The organism is Chelativorans sp. AA-79, assembly GCF_029457495.1.
Lineage (GTDB): Bacteria > Pseudomonadota > Alphaproteobacteria > Rhizobiales > Rhizobiaceae > Chelativorans.
Window position 1 is genome coordinate 675857 of record NZ_CP120361.1, and the last position, 14789, is coordinate 690645.

Annotated in this window: 20 protein-coding genes; 12 read left to right on the top strand and 8 right to left on the bottom strand. The window is 63.7% G+C overall.

The features are described 5' to 3' along the window. The first annotated feature begins 16 nt into the window (after window positions 1-16). Together phoU and phoB are read left to right on the top strand one after the other, a co-directional pair. Window positions 17-715, top strand: coding sequence for a phosphate signaling complex protein PhoU (gene phoU / locus PVE73_RS03420; RefSeq protein ID WP_277365602.1), 699 nt, complete (start codon window positions 17-19; stop codon window positions 713-715). Between the two features lie 17 nt (window positions 716-732). Next, complete coding sequence (gene phoB, locus PVE73_RS03425; protein ID WP_277367328.1) at window positions 733-1419, top strand: phosphate regulon transcriptional regulator PhoB; 687 nt, start codon at window positions 733-735, stop codon at window positions 1417-1419. Here phoB and PVE73_RS03430 read toward each other — a convergent pair. Continuing rightward, on the bottom strand, window positions 1398-2666 hold the full coding sequence (locus PVE73_RS03430) for an ROK family protein (protein ID WP_277365603.1): 1269 nt from the start codon (window positions 2664-2666) through the stop codon (window positions 1398-1400). The genes phoB and PVE73_RS03430 overlap by 22 nt on opposite strands. Before the next feature lie 308 nt (window positions 2667-2974). On the opposite strand from PVE73_RS03430, the gene xylF reads away from it, so the two are divergent. From xylF to PVE73_RS03445, 3 genes are all read left to right on the top strand, one after another. After that, window positions 2975-4018: a D-xylose ABC transporter substrate-binding protein gene (gene xylF, locus PVE73_RS03435; RefSeq protein WP_277365604.1), complete on the top strand. Its 1044-nt coding sequence runs from the start codon at window positions 2975-2977 to the stop codon at window positions 4016-4018. Window positions 4019-4112: 94 nt separating this feature from the next. Continuing rightward, the gene (locus tag PVE73_RS03440; protein ID WP_277365605.1) at window positions 4113-5426 is read left to right on the top strand and encodes a sugar ABC transporter permease; all 1314 of its coding nucleotides are present in this window, start codon (window positions 4113-4115) and stop codon (window positions 5424-5426) included. A 9-nt stretch (window positions 5427-5435) separates the two neighbouring features. After that, window positions 5436-6224, top strand: a complete 789-nt coding sequence (locus PVE73_RS03445) for an ATP-binding cassette domain-containing protein (protein ID WP_277365606.1) — start codon at window positions 5436-5438, stop codon at window positions 6222-6224. A 60-nt stretch (window positions 6225-6284) separates the two neighbouring features. On the opposite strand, the gene PVE73_RS03450 is transcribed toward PVE73_RS03445, so the two are convergent. From PVE73_RS03450 to PVE73_RS03465, 4 genes are all read right to left on the bottom strand, one after another. After that, window positions 6285-6596, bottom strand: coding sequence for a hypothetical protein (locus PVE73_RS03450; protein WP_277365607.1), 312 nt, complete (start codon window positions 6594-6596; stop codon window positions 6285-6287). A 69-nt stretch (window positions 6597-6665) separates the two neighbouring features. Beyond that, complete coding sequence (locus tag PVE73_RS03455) at window positions 6666-6836, bottom strand: hypothetical protein (protein ID WP_277365608.1); 171 nt, start codon at window positions 6834-6836, stop codon at window positions 6666-6668. Window positions 6837-6871: 35 nt separating this feature from the next. After that, on the bottom strand, window positions 6872-7039 hold the full coding sequence (locus tag PVE73_RS03460; protein WP_028034735.1) for a DUF1328 domain-containing protein: 168 nt from the start codon (window positions 7037-7039) through the stop codon (window positions 6872-6874). Window positions 7040-7178: 139 nt separating this feature from the next. After that, window positions 7179-7976: a response regulator gene (locus PVE73_RS03465; protein WP_277365609.1), complete on the bottom strand. Its 798-nt coding sequence runs from the start codon at window positions 7974-7976 to the stop codon at window positions 7179-7181. A 206-nt stretch (window positions 7977-8182) separates the two neighbouring features. On the opposite strand from PVE73_RS03465, the gene PVE73_RS03470 reads away from it, so the two are divergent. Both PVE73_RS03470 and PVE73_RS03475 read left to right on the top strand, forming a co-directional pair. Then, window positions 8183-8392: a NepR family anti-sigma factor gene (locus tag PVE73_RS03470; protein WP_277367329.1), complete on the top strand. Its 210-nt coding sequence runs from the start codon at window positions 8183-8185 to the stop codon at window positions 8390-8392. A gap of 2 nt (window positions 8393-8394) precedes the next feature. Then, window positions 8395-8946 carry a sigma-70 family RNA polymerase sigma factor gene (locus PVE73_RS03475; RefSeq protein ID WP_277365610.1) on the top strand — a complete coding sequence of 184 codons (552 nt, stop codon included), beginning with the start codon at window positions 8395-8397 and terminating at the stop codon, window positions 8944-8946. On the opposite strand, the gene PVE73_RS03480 is transcribed toward PVE73_RS03475, so the two are convergent. Beyond that, a complete protein-coding gene (locus tag PVE73_RS03480; RefSeq protein WP_277365611.1) occupies window positions 8929-9345 on the bottom strand; it encodes a response regulator in 417 nt (138 codons plus the stop codon). The two genes, PVE73_RS03475 and PVE73_RS03480, sit on opposite strands and share 18 nt — an antisense overlap. 181 nt (window positions 9346-9526) lie before the next feature. Between PVE73_RS03480 and PVE73_RS03485 the strand changes: the two genes are divergently transcribed. Beyond that, a complete protein-coding gene (locus tag PVE73_RS03485; protein ID WP_277365612.1) occupies window positions 9527-10228 on the top strand; it encodes a Crp/Fnr family transcriptional regulator in 702 nt (233 codons plus the stop codon). A gap of 6 nt (window positions 10229-10234) precedes the next feature. Here PVE73_RS03485 and PVE73_RS03490 read toward each other — a convergent pair whose 3' ends face one another. Continuing rightward, a complete protein-coding gene (locus PVE73_RS03490) occupies window positions 10235-11359 on the bottom strand; it encodes an AI-2E family transporter (protein WP_277365613.1) in 1125 nt (374 codons plus the stop codon). 131 nt (window positions 11360-11490) lie between these two features. On the opposite strand from PVE73_RS03490, the gene PVE73_RS03495 reads away from it, so the two are divergent. From PVE73_RS03495 to PVE73_RS03505, 3 genes are read left to right on the top strand one after another with little or no spacing between them, the layout of a single operon-like run. After that, window positions 11491-11808 carry a hypothetical protein gene (locus tag PVE73_RS03495; RefSeq protein ID WP_277365614.1) on the top strand — a complete coding sequence of 106 codons (318 nt, stop codon included), beginning with the start codon at window positions 11491-11493 and terminating at the stop codon, window positions 11806-11808. Between the two features lie 12 nt (window positions 11809-11820). Beyond that, a complete protein-coding gene (locus PVE73_RS03500; protein WP_277365615.1) occupies window positions 11821-12258 on the top strand; it encodes a hypothetical protein in 438 nt (145 codons plus the stop codon). 32 nt (window positions 12259-12290) lie between these two features. After that, complete coding sequence (locus PVE73_RS03505) at window positions 12291-12491, top strand: hypothetical protein (protein ID WP_277365616.1); 201 nt, start codon at window positions 12291-12293, stop codon at window positions 12489-12491. A 29-nt stretch (window positions 12492-12520) separates the two neighbouring features. Here the strand turns inward: PVE73_RS03505 and PVE73_RS03510 are convergent, their stop codons facing one another. Then, window positions 12521-13414, bottom strand: a complete 894-nt coding sequence (locus PVE73_RS03510) for a diacylglycerol kinase family protein (protein ID WP_277365617.1) — start codon at window positions 13412-13414, stop codon at window positions 12521-12523. 200 nt (window positions 13415-13614) lie between these two features. On the opposite strand from PVE73_RS03510, the gene PVE73_RS03515 reads away from it, so the two are divergent. Further along, window positions 13615-14760: a PRC-barrel domain-containing protein gene (locus tag PVE73_RS03515; protein WP_277365618.1), complete on the top strand. Its 1146-nt coding sequence runs from the start codon at window positions 13615-13617 to the stop codon at window positions 14758-14760. Window positions 14761-14789: the final 29 nt, after the last annotated feature.

Genomic DNA, 14789 nt, shown 5'->3' on the forward strand with positions numbered 1-14789 from the left:
CAAAAGGAACGGACTCATGGGCCAGCATACCGTCGCCTCTTTCGACGAGGATCTGGAGCACCTCGACCGCCTCATCCGTGAGATGGGCGACCTTTCGGCGGCCATGACGCAGGCTGCAACCAGGTCGCTGCTCTATTCAGACAATGCGCTCGCGCAGCGCGTGATCTCCGACGACGTCGTCATGGACGCAAAGCAGCGCGAACTCGATGAGCGCGCGATCACGCTCATCGCCAAGCGCCAGCCCATGGCGCAGGACCTGCGGGCGGTTGTCGGTGCGATCCGCATGGCGGCCGACCTCGAGCGGATCGGCGATCTCGCCAAGAACATCGCCAAGCGCGTCGGTGCGGTGGGCGGCGGCGCTCCCCGCGGCCTGACGCAGCCGATCGAGACCATGTCCAACATGGTGCTGGAACAAGTGAACCTGGTGGTGGACCGCTATGTCACGCGCCAGCCCGAAGCGCTGACCAAGCTGCGCGACGAGGACGAGAAGATCGATATCCAGTACACGTCGGTGTTCCGGCAGCTCCTCACCTATATGATGGAGGATCCGCGCAACATCACCGCCTGCACGCATCTCCTGTTCTGCGCAAAGAACCTCGAGCGCATCGGCGACCATGTGACCAACATCGCGGAGAACGCCTATTATGTGCTCACAGGCCTGCAACTCCCCGTGCAACGGCCGAAGCAGGACGAAACGCAGGTGACGGCCGGGTAGCTGGAGGCTGTTGAATGATCGCACCGAAAGTCATGGTGGTCGAGGATGACGAACCGCTCTGTGTGCTGCTGCGCTACAATCTCGAGGCGGAAGGCTACCAGGTCGAGGTGATCACGCGCGGCGACGAGGCGGAAGTGCGGCTGCAGGAGAACGTCCCGGACCTGCTCGTGCTCGACTGGATGGTGCCTGCCGTCTCGGGGATCGAGCTGTGCCGCCGGCTCAGGATGCGTCCGGAGACGGAGCGGCTCCCGATCATCATGCTGACCGCGCGCGGGGAGGAGAGCGACCGTGTCCGCGGGCTTTCCACCGGCGCGGACGACTATCTGGTGAAGCCCTTCTCGACGCCCGAATTCATCGCGCGGGTGCGTGCGCTTCTCCGGCGCGCCAAGCCCGAAGTGCTTTCCACGGTGCTGAAGGTCGGCGATATCGTGCTCGACCGTGAATCCCATCGCGTCTATCGGCGCAAGAGCGAGATCCGCCTCGGGCCGACGGAATTCCGCCTGCTCGAGTTCATGATGCAGCATCCCGGCCGCGTCTTCTCCCGCAGCCAGCTCCTCGACAATGTCTGGGGCGAGACGATCTACATCGACGAGCGGACGGTGGACGTTCATGTCGGGCGGCTGCGCAAGGCGGTGAACCAGGGGCGGATGCCCGATGTCATCCGCACCATCCGCGGCGCGGGCTACGCCATTCGCGAAAACTGAGGAGAGGCCCGTTCGGGCTGCTCTTTCCCCCAGCCCGCCGCTGATGTGCGAAGGCCCGGCGCGAACATGTCGCGGTCGAGGCCCGTCAGTGCGCTCATCGCCGCGCCGTGCAGGATAAGCGGCACCGCATTGGGCAATGTTTCGAAGGCAACGGCTTCGGCGTGCTGGCCCCCTGCGGTCTCGGCCAGCGCACGGCGGATCTCAGGCTCGAGAATGTCGAAGGCCGCCGTACCCTGGCCCACCATCGCCACCGGTGCCGGGTCGATTAGGGCAAAGAGATTGCCGAGGCCGAAGCCGATCGCCCGCCCCGCCTCGCGGAAGGCGTCCCGCGCCTGTCCCTCTTCTTGCCGCGCTTGCCCCGCAAGCCTCTGCATTTCCCCCGCCTCGATATCGGCCACCGGCTTCTCGTCCCTGCTCTTCCCGGAGGCGCGGCGCCAGATGGCGTAGTTGCCGGCATAGGCTTCGATGCAGCCCCGGCGCCCGCAACGGCATAGTGCACCCCCAGGTTCATGCACCATGTGGCCGAATTCGCCCGCCGAGGAGCGTGTGCCGCTGAACATCTTCCCGTCCAGCATCAGGCCCATGCCGATGCCGTGGGAAAGGAGAATGGTGATGAAGTTGTCGCCGTAGCGCTCGGGATTGAGCCACCGCAGCGCCACGGCAATCATGTTGCAGTCGTTCTGCACCGTCACCGGCACGTTGAACGCTTCTTCGAGTTTGGGGCCGATCGGCAGATCGCTGAGCGGCGTGATCGGCGACCACAGGAGCTCGCGTCCGGCGGAATCGGTGATGCCCTGCACCGCGCAGGCGATTCGCAGCAGATCGGATCGGCCCTGGGCGATGTCGCGCACGGCGGATATGGTCGCGTTCAGCAACTCGTCCCGGCTCATATCGAGCGTGGAAAGCCGATGTGTCCTTCGGTCGATCACCTCGCCGCGATAGTCGACCAGGATCGCCGACAGGCTGTTGAAGGAGAGATAGAGGCAAACCACCGATGCGGCATCGGGATTGAGGCTGATGGCGACCTGCGGTCGGCCGCGCCGCAGGGGCGGCGGGTCGCCCTGTCCTGTCTCGCGCATCGCGCCCGCCTCGATCAGGTCGGAGGCGATGGCCGAAATGGTGGAGTGGCTGAGGCCCGTCAGCCCGGCGATCTCGGTGCGCGAGGGCTGTCCGGCCCGCCTGACCGCGGCGATCACCAGTGCCCGGTTGCGCTTGCGCATCTCGTCATGGCGGATGCCTGCAGTCACGTCTCCTCCCTCGACCGGGCGGCATGCTGCCGTCGATCTTGCACTTCAGTTGATATTGACACGCGTAACAACCTGCGTCATTCTTTTTTTCGAGGCTCGAAAAAATGAGCCTTCCGGCGTCATGCGTTCGGGTTGATCGGTGTGCTACGGTACGGCTCCGATCGTGTGAAGCCGGCGAGCATTTGTTCCGATCTGGTTCTCGGGCCGGGATTCCGGCCGCCCGCTTCCGCAGCGGTGCAGGAATGTCAAATCCGTGAGGTCGGCGCAAGCCAAACCGAAGTCGCGCATCAGGCGCTGGGAGGAAAATCATGAAGAACACCGTCACCGCTGTTCTGGCGGGGCTTACCCTGTCTCTTTCGCTCTCCACGGCCGCCCTGGCCGAGGGCAAGACGATCGGCGTTTCCTGGTCGAATTTCCAGGAGGAGCGCTGGAAGACGGACGAGGCCGCCATGAAGGCGCAGATCGAGGCAGATGGGAACACCTATATCTCCGCGGACGCGCAATCCTCACCCTCCAAGCAGCTCACCGATGTCGAATCGCTGATCGCGCAGGGCGCCGATGCGCTCATCATTCTCGCGCAGGACGCCTCCGCCATCGGCCCTGCGGTGCAGAGCGCCGTGAACGAGGGTATTCCGGTGGTCGGTTATGACCGCCTCATCGAGAATCCGGACGCCTTTTACCTGACCTTCGACAACAAGGAAGTGGGCCGCATGCAGGCCCGCGCGGTCTATGAGGTCCAGCCGGAAGGCAACTACGCCTTCATCAAGGGCTCCTCTGCCGACCCGAACGCGGACTTTCTGTTCGAGGGCCAGATGGAAGTGCTGAAGGAGGCGATCGATTCCGGCGAGATCAAGAATGTCGGTGAAGCTTATACGGACGGTTGGCTGCCCGCCAATGCGCAGCGCAACATGGAGCAGATCCTGACTTCCAACAACAACGAGGTGGACGCGGTCGTGGCTTCCAACGACGGCACCGCAGGCGGCGTGATCGCCGCGCTCGAAGCCCAGGGCCTCGCGGGGTCCGTGCCGGTTTCCGGCCAGGATGGGGACCATGCGGCGCTCAATCGCATCGCTCTGGGCACGCAGACCGTCTCCGTTTGGAAGGATGCCCGCGAGCTCGGCAAGGAAGCCGCCAACATCGCCAACCAGCTCGCCGAAGGCACGGCCATGGACGAGATCGAAGGCGCGACCACGTGGGCCGATGGCCCCAACAAGGTCGAGATGAATGCGGTGTTCCTGAAGCCGGTGCCGATCACCAGGGACAATCTGGATGTCGTGATCGACGCTGGCTGGGTTTCCAAGGATGTCGTCTGCCAGGGCGTGCAGCCCGGCACGGTCGACGTGTGTGGCTGAAACGCGATAGGATGACGGGCGACGCCGCGGTTTAGCGACCGCGGCGTTTTCGCAACCGGGCCGGGCGGTCTCCGGCCCGGCCAGGAGATTCAAGATGGCCGACGTGACCTCCAGTGCAGCTTCGCAAGGTGCTTCCGCCTCTCCCGGCAGCCTGCCCCGGCGCTTCCTCAAGGCCACCGAGCTCGATACACGCATGCTGGGCATGCTGGCGGCGCTCGCCGCCATCTGGATCGGCTTTCACTTCTTTTCCGGCGGACTGTTCCTGACACCGCGCAATCTGTGGAACCTGTCGGTCCAATCGGCTTCGGTGGCCATCATGTCCACGGGCATGGTGCTTGTCATCGTGACGCGCAACATCGACCTGTCGGTCGGCTCGCTGCTCGGTTTCGTCGGCATGATCATGGGCGTGACACAGGCGGAGATCCTGCCGGACTGGCTGGGTTTCGGCCATCCGGCCATCTGGATCGTCACCCTTCTGGTCGGCATTCTGCTTGGAGCGCTGATTGGCGCACTGCATGGCTATATCATCGCCTATATGGGCGTTCCGGCCTTCATCGTGACGCTCGGCGGGCTCCTCGTCTGGCGCGGAGCTGCCTGGTGGGTCACCAGCGGGCGCACGGTGGCGCCGATGGACGCAACGTTCCGTCTGATGGGCGGCGGCCCCGACGGCGCCATCGGGGCCTTCTGGAGCTGGGTCGTGGGCGTTGTCGCCTGCGCCGCTGTCGTGCTCATGCTTGTGCAGGGCCGCAGGCAGCGGCGGAAGTTCAACTTTCCGCTGCGGCCGCTCTGGGCGGAGGGGTTCCTGGCCACCGTGGGATGCGCGCTGATCCTGGGTGCGGTCGCCGTCGCCAATTCATATCCGTGGCCGACCGGTATCGTGCGGCGCTACGCCGAGCAACACAACATAACCCTTCCCGAAGGCGGGCTGTTCATCGCGCACGGCATCGCCATTCCCGTGCTGATCGCAATCGGCGTGGGCGTGGTCATGACCTTCCTGACCAACCGCACCCGCTTCGGCCGCTATGTCTTCGCCATCGGCGGCAATCCTGAAGCGGCCGAACTCGCCGGCATCAACACGCGCTGGGTGGTGATGAAGATTTTCATGCTCATGGGCATGCTCGCCTCGATCTCGGCGGGCATCTCCACAGCGCGGCTCAATGCGGCGACCAATGCTATGGGCACGCTCGACGAGCTTCTCGTGATCGCTGCCGCAGTCATCGGCGGCACGTCGCTCGGCGGCGGCGTCGGCACCATCGCCGGCGCCATGATCGGTGCCGTTCTCATGCAGTCGCTCGCCTCCGGCATGATCCTGCTCGGGGTCGATACGCCGCTGCAGAATATCGTCGTCGGAGCCGTGCTTGTCGTCGCGGTGTGGCTCGACACGGTCTATCGCAAGCGTGTGCAGTAGGAGGGCGCCATGGCAGACAAGGCACCGCTGGTGGAGATGAAGAACATCTCCATCGCGTTCGGCGGCATCCACGCCGTCGAGGATGTTTCGGTCGATCTTCACGAAAAAGAGGTCGTGGCGCTGGTCGGACATAACGGCGCCGGCAAGTCGACGCTGATCAAGATCCTGTCGGGCGCCTACAAGCGGGATGCGGGAGATATCTTCATCAAGGGCGAGAAGGCGCAGATCTCCAATCCGCGCGATGCCAAGAAATACGGCATCGAGACGATCTATCAGACCCTCGCACTGGCCGATAACGTGGATGCGGCGGCAAATCTCTTCCTCGGCCGCGAATTGATGACGTCCTGGGGCACGCTGGACGACGTTGCCATGGAAGCGGAAACCCGCAAGGTCATGGGGCGGCTCAATCCGCGCTTTCAGCGCTTCAAGGAGCCGGTAAGCCGGCTGTCGGGAGGGCAGCGCCAGTCCGTGGCCATCGCCCGCGCCATCCATTTCGATGCGCGCATTCTGATCATGGACGAGCCGACGGCCGCGCTCGGGCCGCAGGAGACGGCGCAGGTCGCCGACCTTGTCCGGCAGCTCAAGGCGGAGGGGATCGGCATTTTCCTCATCAGCCACGACATCCATGACGTCTTCAGCCTTGCCGACCGCGTGGTGGTGATGAAGAACGGGCAGGTGGTGGGCACCGCAAACACGTCGGATGTCACCGAGGACGAGGTTCTCGGCATGATCATTCTCGGTAAATGCCCACCCGGCGCCAGGGCCGGCCCCGGCGCGCTGCAGGTGGCGGCCGCCTGAGGCATCTTCGCGGCCGGGAGGATCACCCGGCGCCCGCGAAAATGCGGCGGAGGCGGGAGATCACAGCGGCTTGCCGTTCTGCACCACCTCCAGGTCTTCGTGAGGCAAGGGCCTGACGGAGGCGATCAGGTCCCCGTTATCCTCGATATGCCAGACGAGTTCGGCATCGCCCTCTTCTAGCGCGGCGTCGAATCTCACGCATTTTGCCAGGATCTGGGGGAATTGCCCGGCGTAACTGCGCATTTCGGAGGGCAGCACGCTCTCACAGGTTTCCGCGTCCGCATAGGCGGGCGCGGGCGCCGGCAGTTCGATGCAGCGGTTCAGGTCGTCGCTGCAGCCGATGATCAGTAGAAGGAATGCTGCGGGTTCCATGGCTTTGTCCTCTCGCCATGGAAACGGCCGGCGCCCTGGCCCGGTTCCGGGTCGAACGCCGGCGTGCGATCAAAAGAGGTTGATCACGAACAGGATGCCGGCGAATGCCGCGAGCAGAAGCACCGCCAAGCGGAAATATCCGAAGGGACCATAATTCGGGCCCGGCGGAAGGGGATCGCGCGGTTCCATATTGACCATGGCAACACGCGCTGCGTCCTCGGCCCCGTTCAGCATCTTCATCTGCGTTCCTCCTCACAAGCGGTCATCGGCTTTCCTCAGCGCGCCCGGCGGAAGAGGCCGAACAGGAGCGACACGACCAGGAGGACGAGGAATATGTAGAAAAGGATCTGTGCGATTCCGGCGGATGCGCCGGCAATGCCGCCGAAGCCAAGAGCGCCGGCTATGATCGCCACCACCAGAAAAACAAGTGCCCAGTACAGCATGTCACGTCTCCCGTGTTCTATCCGCGAGAGACGTTCCGGTCTCCCGAGCGCTTGCTGGCAAACGCCCGGTCTTTGGTGTTGGTTCCGAACGAAAAAAGCCGCCCGAAGGCGGCTTTGTCCGCAATCCACCGCCGCGCGGTCAGGCCGCCGCGGCTTTCGCCTGATGATCGAAGAACAGGGCCTGGCTGATCAGTGCCTTCACCATGTCGGGGTTGAAGGGCTTCGTGACGAGGAAGGCGGGCTCGGGGCGCTCGCCCGTCAAAAGTCGCTCGGGGAAGGCGGTGATGAAGATGACGGGAACCGGCGTCGTGCTCAGGATCTCGTTCACCGCGTCGATGCCGGAGCTGCCGTCCGCAAGCTGGATATCGGCCAGCACCATGCTCGGCTGCGTCCTCTCGAAGAGGGCGGTCGCCTCCTGGTGCGTGCGCGCGGTGCCAACCACGCGGTGTCCGAGGCTTTCCACGAGCTCCTCGATGTCCATGGCGATCAGCGGCTCGTCCTCGATGATCATGATGTCCGTGGCGACCTGGCGCGAGATCTCGTCGCTCGCCTGCTTCAGCAGGACATTGAGGCGATCCTCGTCCACGTCCATGATCTCGGCCGCTTCGGCCGTATCGAAGCCCTCGACCGCGACAAGCAGGAAAGCTTGACGCGGCTGGGGTGCCAGCGCGGAAAGATTGGTGACGGCGCGCTGCTCCCAGGCGGAAGTCGGCCGCACCTCGGGGACGCGGATCTCGAAGGTGCCGAAAAGCTTGGTGAAAAGCTTGAAGAGCGCAATCCGGTCGGTGGAGGCTTCGGGGAAGATGGACGTGTCGGCGATCAAGGCTTCCAGAGTTGCTGCCACCAAAGCGTCACCGCTGCTCTGCGATCCGGAAACGGCACGGGAGAACCGGCGCAGATAGGGCAAATGGGGGGCAATTCTCGCTGACAGACTCATGCTGGTTTGATCTCCTTGAGAGAATGGAAACCTGGAACTACGGTCAAAGTTATGGTGCTCAACGTGGCCGGGAAAAAAAAGTTCCCCCGACTTTGGAACTTTCTTGGCCGCCTCCCGTTAAGGCTGGAATTGTGATCTCGGGGCAAAGATGCAAAATGACGAGAATGTACAAAGACGTGGGGCAGGAGATAAATGACGAGAAGCGGATGACGTACCAGAAGCTCGCGAAGAGCCGGAACGGGGACAAGCTTGGCTCCGGACCCGATATGTTGGGTCCTAATTCCGAAATTGGGCGAAAGCTTAGGCAGTACTATGACGAGTTGGTTTCCGATGAGATCCCGGATCGTTTCAGTCAACTGCTGAACGAGCTTCAGCAGGAGGAACAGCAGCCGGGTTCTGCGGCGAAAGAGGATTGACCATGTCGGCGTCTCCGAGTTTTCGCGACGGTCTCCTGACCGCGGTACCGACCTTGCGCGCATTTGCGGTGTCTCTCGCCAAGAATGCCGACCGCGCGGACGATCTCGTGCAGGAAACGCTGGTCAAGGCGTGGGACAAGCAGGAGAGCTTCCAGCCGGGCACCAATCTCAAGGCGTGGCTCTTCACGATCCTGCGCAATGAGTTCTACTCGCAGATGCGCAAGCGCCGGCGCGAGGTGGAGGATAGCGACGGGAGCATCACCGCGCGGCTGTCGGTCCATCCGAGCCAGGACGGCTCGTCGGACCTTACCGATTTCCGCCGGGCGTTGGAGCTTCTGCCAGAGGACCAGCGGGAAGCCATCATCCTCATCGGCGCTTCCGGGTTCTCCTATGAGGAGGCGGCGGAAATCTGCGGATGCGCGGTGGGCACCATCAAAAGCCGCGTGAGCCGGGCCCGCAGCCGTCTCCAGGAGATCCTCGCGATTTCCGGCGAGGGCGATTTCGGCCCCGATCCGATCTCCGCCCAGGTCACGAACTCAGCCGCCGTGGCCTGAGCGGGCCTGCGCGACCGCGGCCGCGATCACCTCCGCAAGTTCCATGCCGGCATAGGGTTTCGCGATGACCGGGATGTCCGGGAACTCGTCGAAAAAGCTGTCGTTTCTCGTGTAGCCTGTCGCGAAGATGAACGGCGTTCCAAGCCGGCTGAGGCGGCGGGCGAGTTCGGATGTCCAGTCCGTGCCGACCTTGGCGTCGAGGATGGCGGCGGTCGCCTCCCTGATCCGCGCTTGCCCCTCGTCGGAATCGAGCGCTTCCGGCGTGAGCTCCGTCTCCGAGCTGATCGTCGAGACGCTGAATGCGCCCAGGTCGTAGCAGAGCTGTTCCAGATCCATCGCGATCAGAACCTCTTCCTCTACAAGCAGGATTTTCAGCCCCTCGAGAATTCTGTTTTCCAACCGCTTCCCCCGACAACCCCGCCGCGTCCCATTGCAGTCTCATCAATCGGCAGAGCTGTCATTAAAAAAAGACATAACGTATGGTGAGAATGACGTGAACGAAAACGGCAAAATACGAGGGAAGCGCGTGGGCTCGGGTGCCGTAGGGTTGCCGACGCAAATCCCCTGCGGGATTTGCCCCTTGCGGGCCCGCCCGGAATTTCGCGATTTCAACGAGAAGGAACTCGCCTTCATCAAGGAGTTCAAGCGCGGCGAACTGCATGTGGCCAAGGGCGAAACCATCCTCGAGGAGGGAGTGCCCAATCAGCATCTCTACACCGTGCTCTCGGGCTGGGGGTTCCGTTACAAGGCCATGAGCGACGGCCGGAGGCAGATCGTCAATTACGCCATGCCGGGGGATCTCGTGGGGCTGCAGGGCAGCTTGATGGGGGAGATGCAGCATTCGGTCGAGGCGCTGTCGCCGATGATCCTCTGCACCTTCGAGCGCGCAAGGCTCTTCAGCCTTTTCGAAGCGTTTCCACAGCTTGCCTTCGATGTGACCTGGATCGCATCGCGCCAGGAATGCATGCTTGACGAGAACCTGCTTACGGTCGGCCGCCGCACCGCGATCGAGAAGGTGGCCTATCTGGTCGTGTTTCTCCTCAGCCGCTTCGTGGAGACGGGGCTGCAGGTGCGCAACGGGCTCGACCTTCCCATCACCCAGCAGCATGTCGCCGACACACTCGGCCTTTCCGTGGTCCATACCAACAAGACCATCCGCAAGCTGGCCGACCGCAAGCTGCTCAGCTGGGGCGATGGCGGATGCCGCGTGAACGACGTCGCAGGCTTGCGAACGATCGCACGCTGGCTGGATCCGACGCCGCGTCCGCGCCCCTTCCTGTAGGCCGGCTCAGGGCAGGCGGGAGTACTGGCGCCGCCGCTCCTTCGACAATGTCCACTCGAGGCCGGGAACCATATTGCGCGCAATGGCGAAGAAGACGAGCAGTGCCGGTATGGCCACGAAGCCGCCGACGGGCCCCCAGATCCAGAGCCAGAACGCGACCGACAGGAACACCAGGAACGGGTTCAGCGTCATGCGCCTGCCGATGACCGTCGGCGTGACGAACTGCGCTTCGATGCCGTTGAGCACGAGATAGATGATCAGCGGCAGAAGACTTCCCCAGGACGTATCGAAAGTTGCAACGCCGATGCCGAGCAGGATCACGGCCATCACTGCCGGCCCGATATAGACGATGAAATTGAGCAGGCCGGCAAGGGCGCCCCAGAGCGGTGCGGAGGGGACGCCCGCGAGCCAGAGCGCTATGCCCACGGCGCATCCGAGACCGATATTGATGATCGTGATCGCCAGGAGATAATGCGAGACCAATTCCTCCACATCACGGAAGATGTGGGCCACGCGCCAGCGCAGCAGCCGCCCGGAGCAGAGCCGAAGCACCGTCATCCGCGTGTCGTGCCGGGTGGCGACAAAGAAATAGAGGCTGGCCAGGAAGATGAGTACCTGTGCGATGAGCGTGGGCGCAAGAACCGCCACGCTTTCCATGGGCGACCCCTCCTCCACCGAGACCGTTACGTTGGAACCGCCCGTCGCGCTGCGGATCTGCTCTCGGATTCCGCGGATCGTCTCCAGTGGCTCGGAAAGGCTCGAGAGTTGAAGGCGCAGTTCGCTCCAAATCTGGGGCACCCGCCCGGCCCAGGAGGTGAGCGGGGTCGCGACCGCCGCTGCGAGGAAGCCGACGATCAGGATGAAGACCAGGACCGTCGCGACCGCCGAGACGCTGGATGGCGCGCCGCGATTCTCGAGTCTTTGCGCCACCGGTCCCAGCATCAGGCCGACGACGATCGCGAGTGAGACGGGCGCAAGCAGAAAACGTGCACTGTGAAGTCCCACCAGGATCGCAAGCACCGCAAGCCCGATCACCGCCACCTGCGCTCCCCTGGCCAATGCCTGGTCCAGGCCCGACTTTGGTGGGAAGCTCACCGCCGGTAGCTTTCTGTTCCGCACTGTTTTTCTCATGGGCGCTTCCGGGATGAGGATGTGTCAACGGCAGAGGATGAGGAAGGTTCCCCCGGGCGCGGTGGCCGCGCGGCAACGGAACCAAGTAGGTGGTTGTGCGTTCCCTCAAGGAATTTCAAGAGGAGTGGATGATGGCAACGACTGGCTCGCGAGCCCCCAAGGACGATGCCCCGAAGGAAAGCAACGAGCGGGCGGAATCGCGTAATCTCGAAGCGGATATTCAGCAACTCCGGGACGATATCTCCCAGCTCACCGAGCATCTGATGCAACTCGGCAACCGGTCGATGTTTCGCGCCCGCCGTGCCGCATCGGAGCAGGCCGACCATCTGCGGGGGAGTGCGGAGGAATTCCAGGACGACGTCATCGAGTCGGTACGCGAAAAGCCGATCACGGCGCTCGCACTCGCCGCAGGTGCCGGCTTCCTTCTCGCCATGATGATGCGCCGTTAGGCGCTGTGAAGGATGTTCGGACACCTCCTTGCTCTGCTCGCCACCGGTGAGGCGGCTTCCATCAAGCGGAGAATCAAGGCTGCGGTGGTTTCCTACGCGGCGGTAGGCATCCTGGCTTTCTTCGCGGTCGTTTTTCTGGTTCTGGCCGCCTATCTCACGGTGGCAGTCCGTTGGGGACCGATCGAGGCGGCGCTTTGGTTCGGAATCGGGTTCCTCGTGCTCGCGGGCGTGATCCTGATCGCCTACCGGCTCACCGCACGGGCCCGCCGGCGCGCCGCGATGCACAGGCGGACGGAAAGCATGATGGTAGGTGCCTCCGCGCTTGCGATGCTGCCCAGCCTGATCGGCCGAAAGGGCAGTTGGGTGACCGCTCTCACCCTTCTTGCGGGCCTAGCCGGCTATGCTGCCTACACGCGAGTTTCGCGGCGGGATCGCCGCGAAGAGGATTGAGCCGCACGGCCCTGTTGAAAGGAAACCGACCCATGGAACAGAAAGTCCCACCCAAGAAGGCGCGTCAAGGCCGGGAAGGCTTTCCCGTCCTTCTCGTCCTGATTGGCGGCCTCGTGCTGGCGGGCATCATCTGGGCGTTGGTCGAAGTCTATGGAATTTTCATCGACCAGCAGCAGCCGGTCGAGATGCCGCAGTCGACCGACGAGGTGCCGATCGAACGGCCGCAGGATTGACGGCAGGAAAGAGGTCGGCCTGAGCCGGTTCAAACGACCAGCACGCGCAGCGATCCCGGCTGGAGCGCGACGTGGATGTCGCGCTCCAGCGGGCATAGCTCGCCGTCGATGGCGTTTTTGAGCTGTCTCGATGCGGAGAGGATCTTCAGGTGCACCTCTTCCGCCTCGTGGATCTCCACCTGATCGTTCCGGCGCCAGCGGCCAAGCCCCATATTGACGAAGAAGGACAGCAGGTCCGAGCGGTGCTCGGCGCGCATGATGTAGATCCCCAGCACGCCTCCGTCCGGCTTGTCCGCGTAGGGCAGGTGACCCTCGCCGAACAGATTGTTGGTGATGCCAATTCCCGATGTGGTGGTGATCATCTCGGCGTTGCCGAAGGTGAGGGCCACTTCCATGTTATGTGGATTGCGGAACGTCGCCAAGGCAGCGCGCGCCGAAGCTAGGAGCTTGCCAATACGCCCGTGAAAGGGCATGCGGGAGCGCAGATGGATGAGCTGCGGATGCATCCCGATCGAGAACTGATGGACGAACGGTCTTCCGTTCACGCGCGCGATATCGACGTTGCGTATGCGTCCGTACGCCAGGGCCAGCATGGCGGCATCGATGTCCAGGGGGATCCCGAGGCTGCGGGCGAAGAGATTCATGGTTCCGGCAGGGAGGATGGCCAGAACCTTCTGGGAGCCTGCAAGGAGGCCTGCGGCAAGCGAGACGGTGCCGTCACCGCCGCCCGCCAGCACGATCTCGGCCTGCGGATGTGCGCAGGCGTCGCGGATCGCGCCGACGATCTCGGCGCCGTCGACGATACGCACCTCGGTGTCGTGCCCGGCCCGTGTCATCACCTCGCGGAGACGGGCGGAGAGGGCGTCGAGGTCCATTGTGCTGAGCGTGCCGCCGCCGCGGTTCAGCACCGCATGAATACGCATGAAGGAACCCGTTGCAGCTTTTGCATGGCGTGCTGAAGAATGAACGGGCAGCGCTTCCGTTCCCGGCCCTGGGCGCGTCGCGGAACCGTTTTAGCCCCTCGACGTTTTAACGGAAGTGGTGGCCGCACACCCGATCCTCACTGCCAGGTTCGGTCGGATGCGCGGCCATGTACAGTGAAACTGCACATGGAGAGCTTAACATGATCCGCACTCTTTTAGCGACCACCGCGATTGCGACACTGCTTGCAGGCGGTGCAGTCGCGCAGACAACAACCACGCCTTCGACCACGACGCCTTCGGCTGCGCCCATGGAAGGCCAGTCGCAGCAGATGACGGTCCATGCGGAAGGGCATCTGGCATCGAACCTCATCGGGGAGGCCGTCTACAACAGCACGGCCGAGGATGCCGAGAATATCGGCGACGTGACCGATCTCGTGATCAACGACGACGGTACCGTCGAAGCGATCGTGGTCGGCGTAGGAGGCTTCCTGGGCATCGGCCAGAAGGAAGTTGCCCTCCAATACGACCTCGTCCAATGGTCAGAGCAGCAGGATGGCGAGCGCTGGCTCGTCGTGGAAACCACCGAGGACGCCCTGAGGGCGCAGCAAGAGTTCGACCGCTCGGCCTTCGAGCCGATGCCGGCTGACGCTCAGGTGAGCGCACCCAAGCCTGCCACGCAGGAAGACCTCGCCGCCGCCCCGACCCAGGAAGGCGCCGAAGGTGCCGACACCTCCGGCGATATGGCGGCAACCGCGCCGGCCGACGACACCGCTGGAATAAGCGGCGACATGGCAACCGCGCCGGCCGACGACACCGCCGGAACGAGCGGCGACATGGCGGCAACCGCGCCGGCCGACGACACTGCCGGAACGAGCGGCGATATGGCGGCAAGCGACAACGCCGCTGACACTGCCGCGTCCGATCAGCAGACCGCGCAGAGCGACCAGCCGCCGGCCGCCGGCGGGGAAGCGGCTACCGATCAGACCCAGACCGGCGCGATCGACCGGAACACGCTGAATCAGGCGGCTCCAGACCAGATCCGGGCTGAAAACCTCACCGGGACCGCCGTCTACGGAGCTAATGACGAACGTGTCGGCGAGATCGGCGACGTCGTCCTCACCCCTGAAGGCGATGTGGATGCCGCGATCGTGGACGTCGGCGGGTTCCTCGGCATCGGGGAGAAGGAAGTCGCCATTGGCATGGACAACCTGGTCTTCCAGACGGACGACAATGGTGAGCTTTACCTCTTCACCGATTTCACGCAGGATGAGCTAGAGGCGCAGCCCGCCTACGATGAAGCAACCTATGCGGAAAATCGCGACCAGATGCGCATGCGGGTGCAGTAACGCGTAGAAACACCTGCTTCGCATCCGGA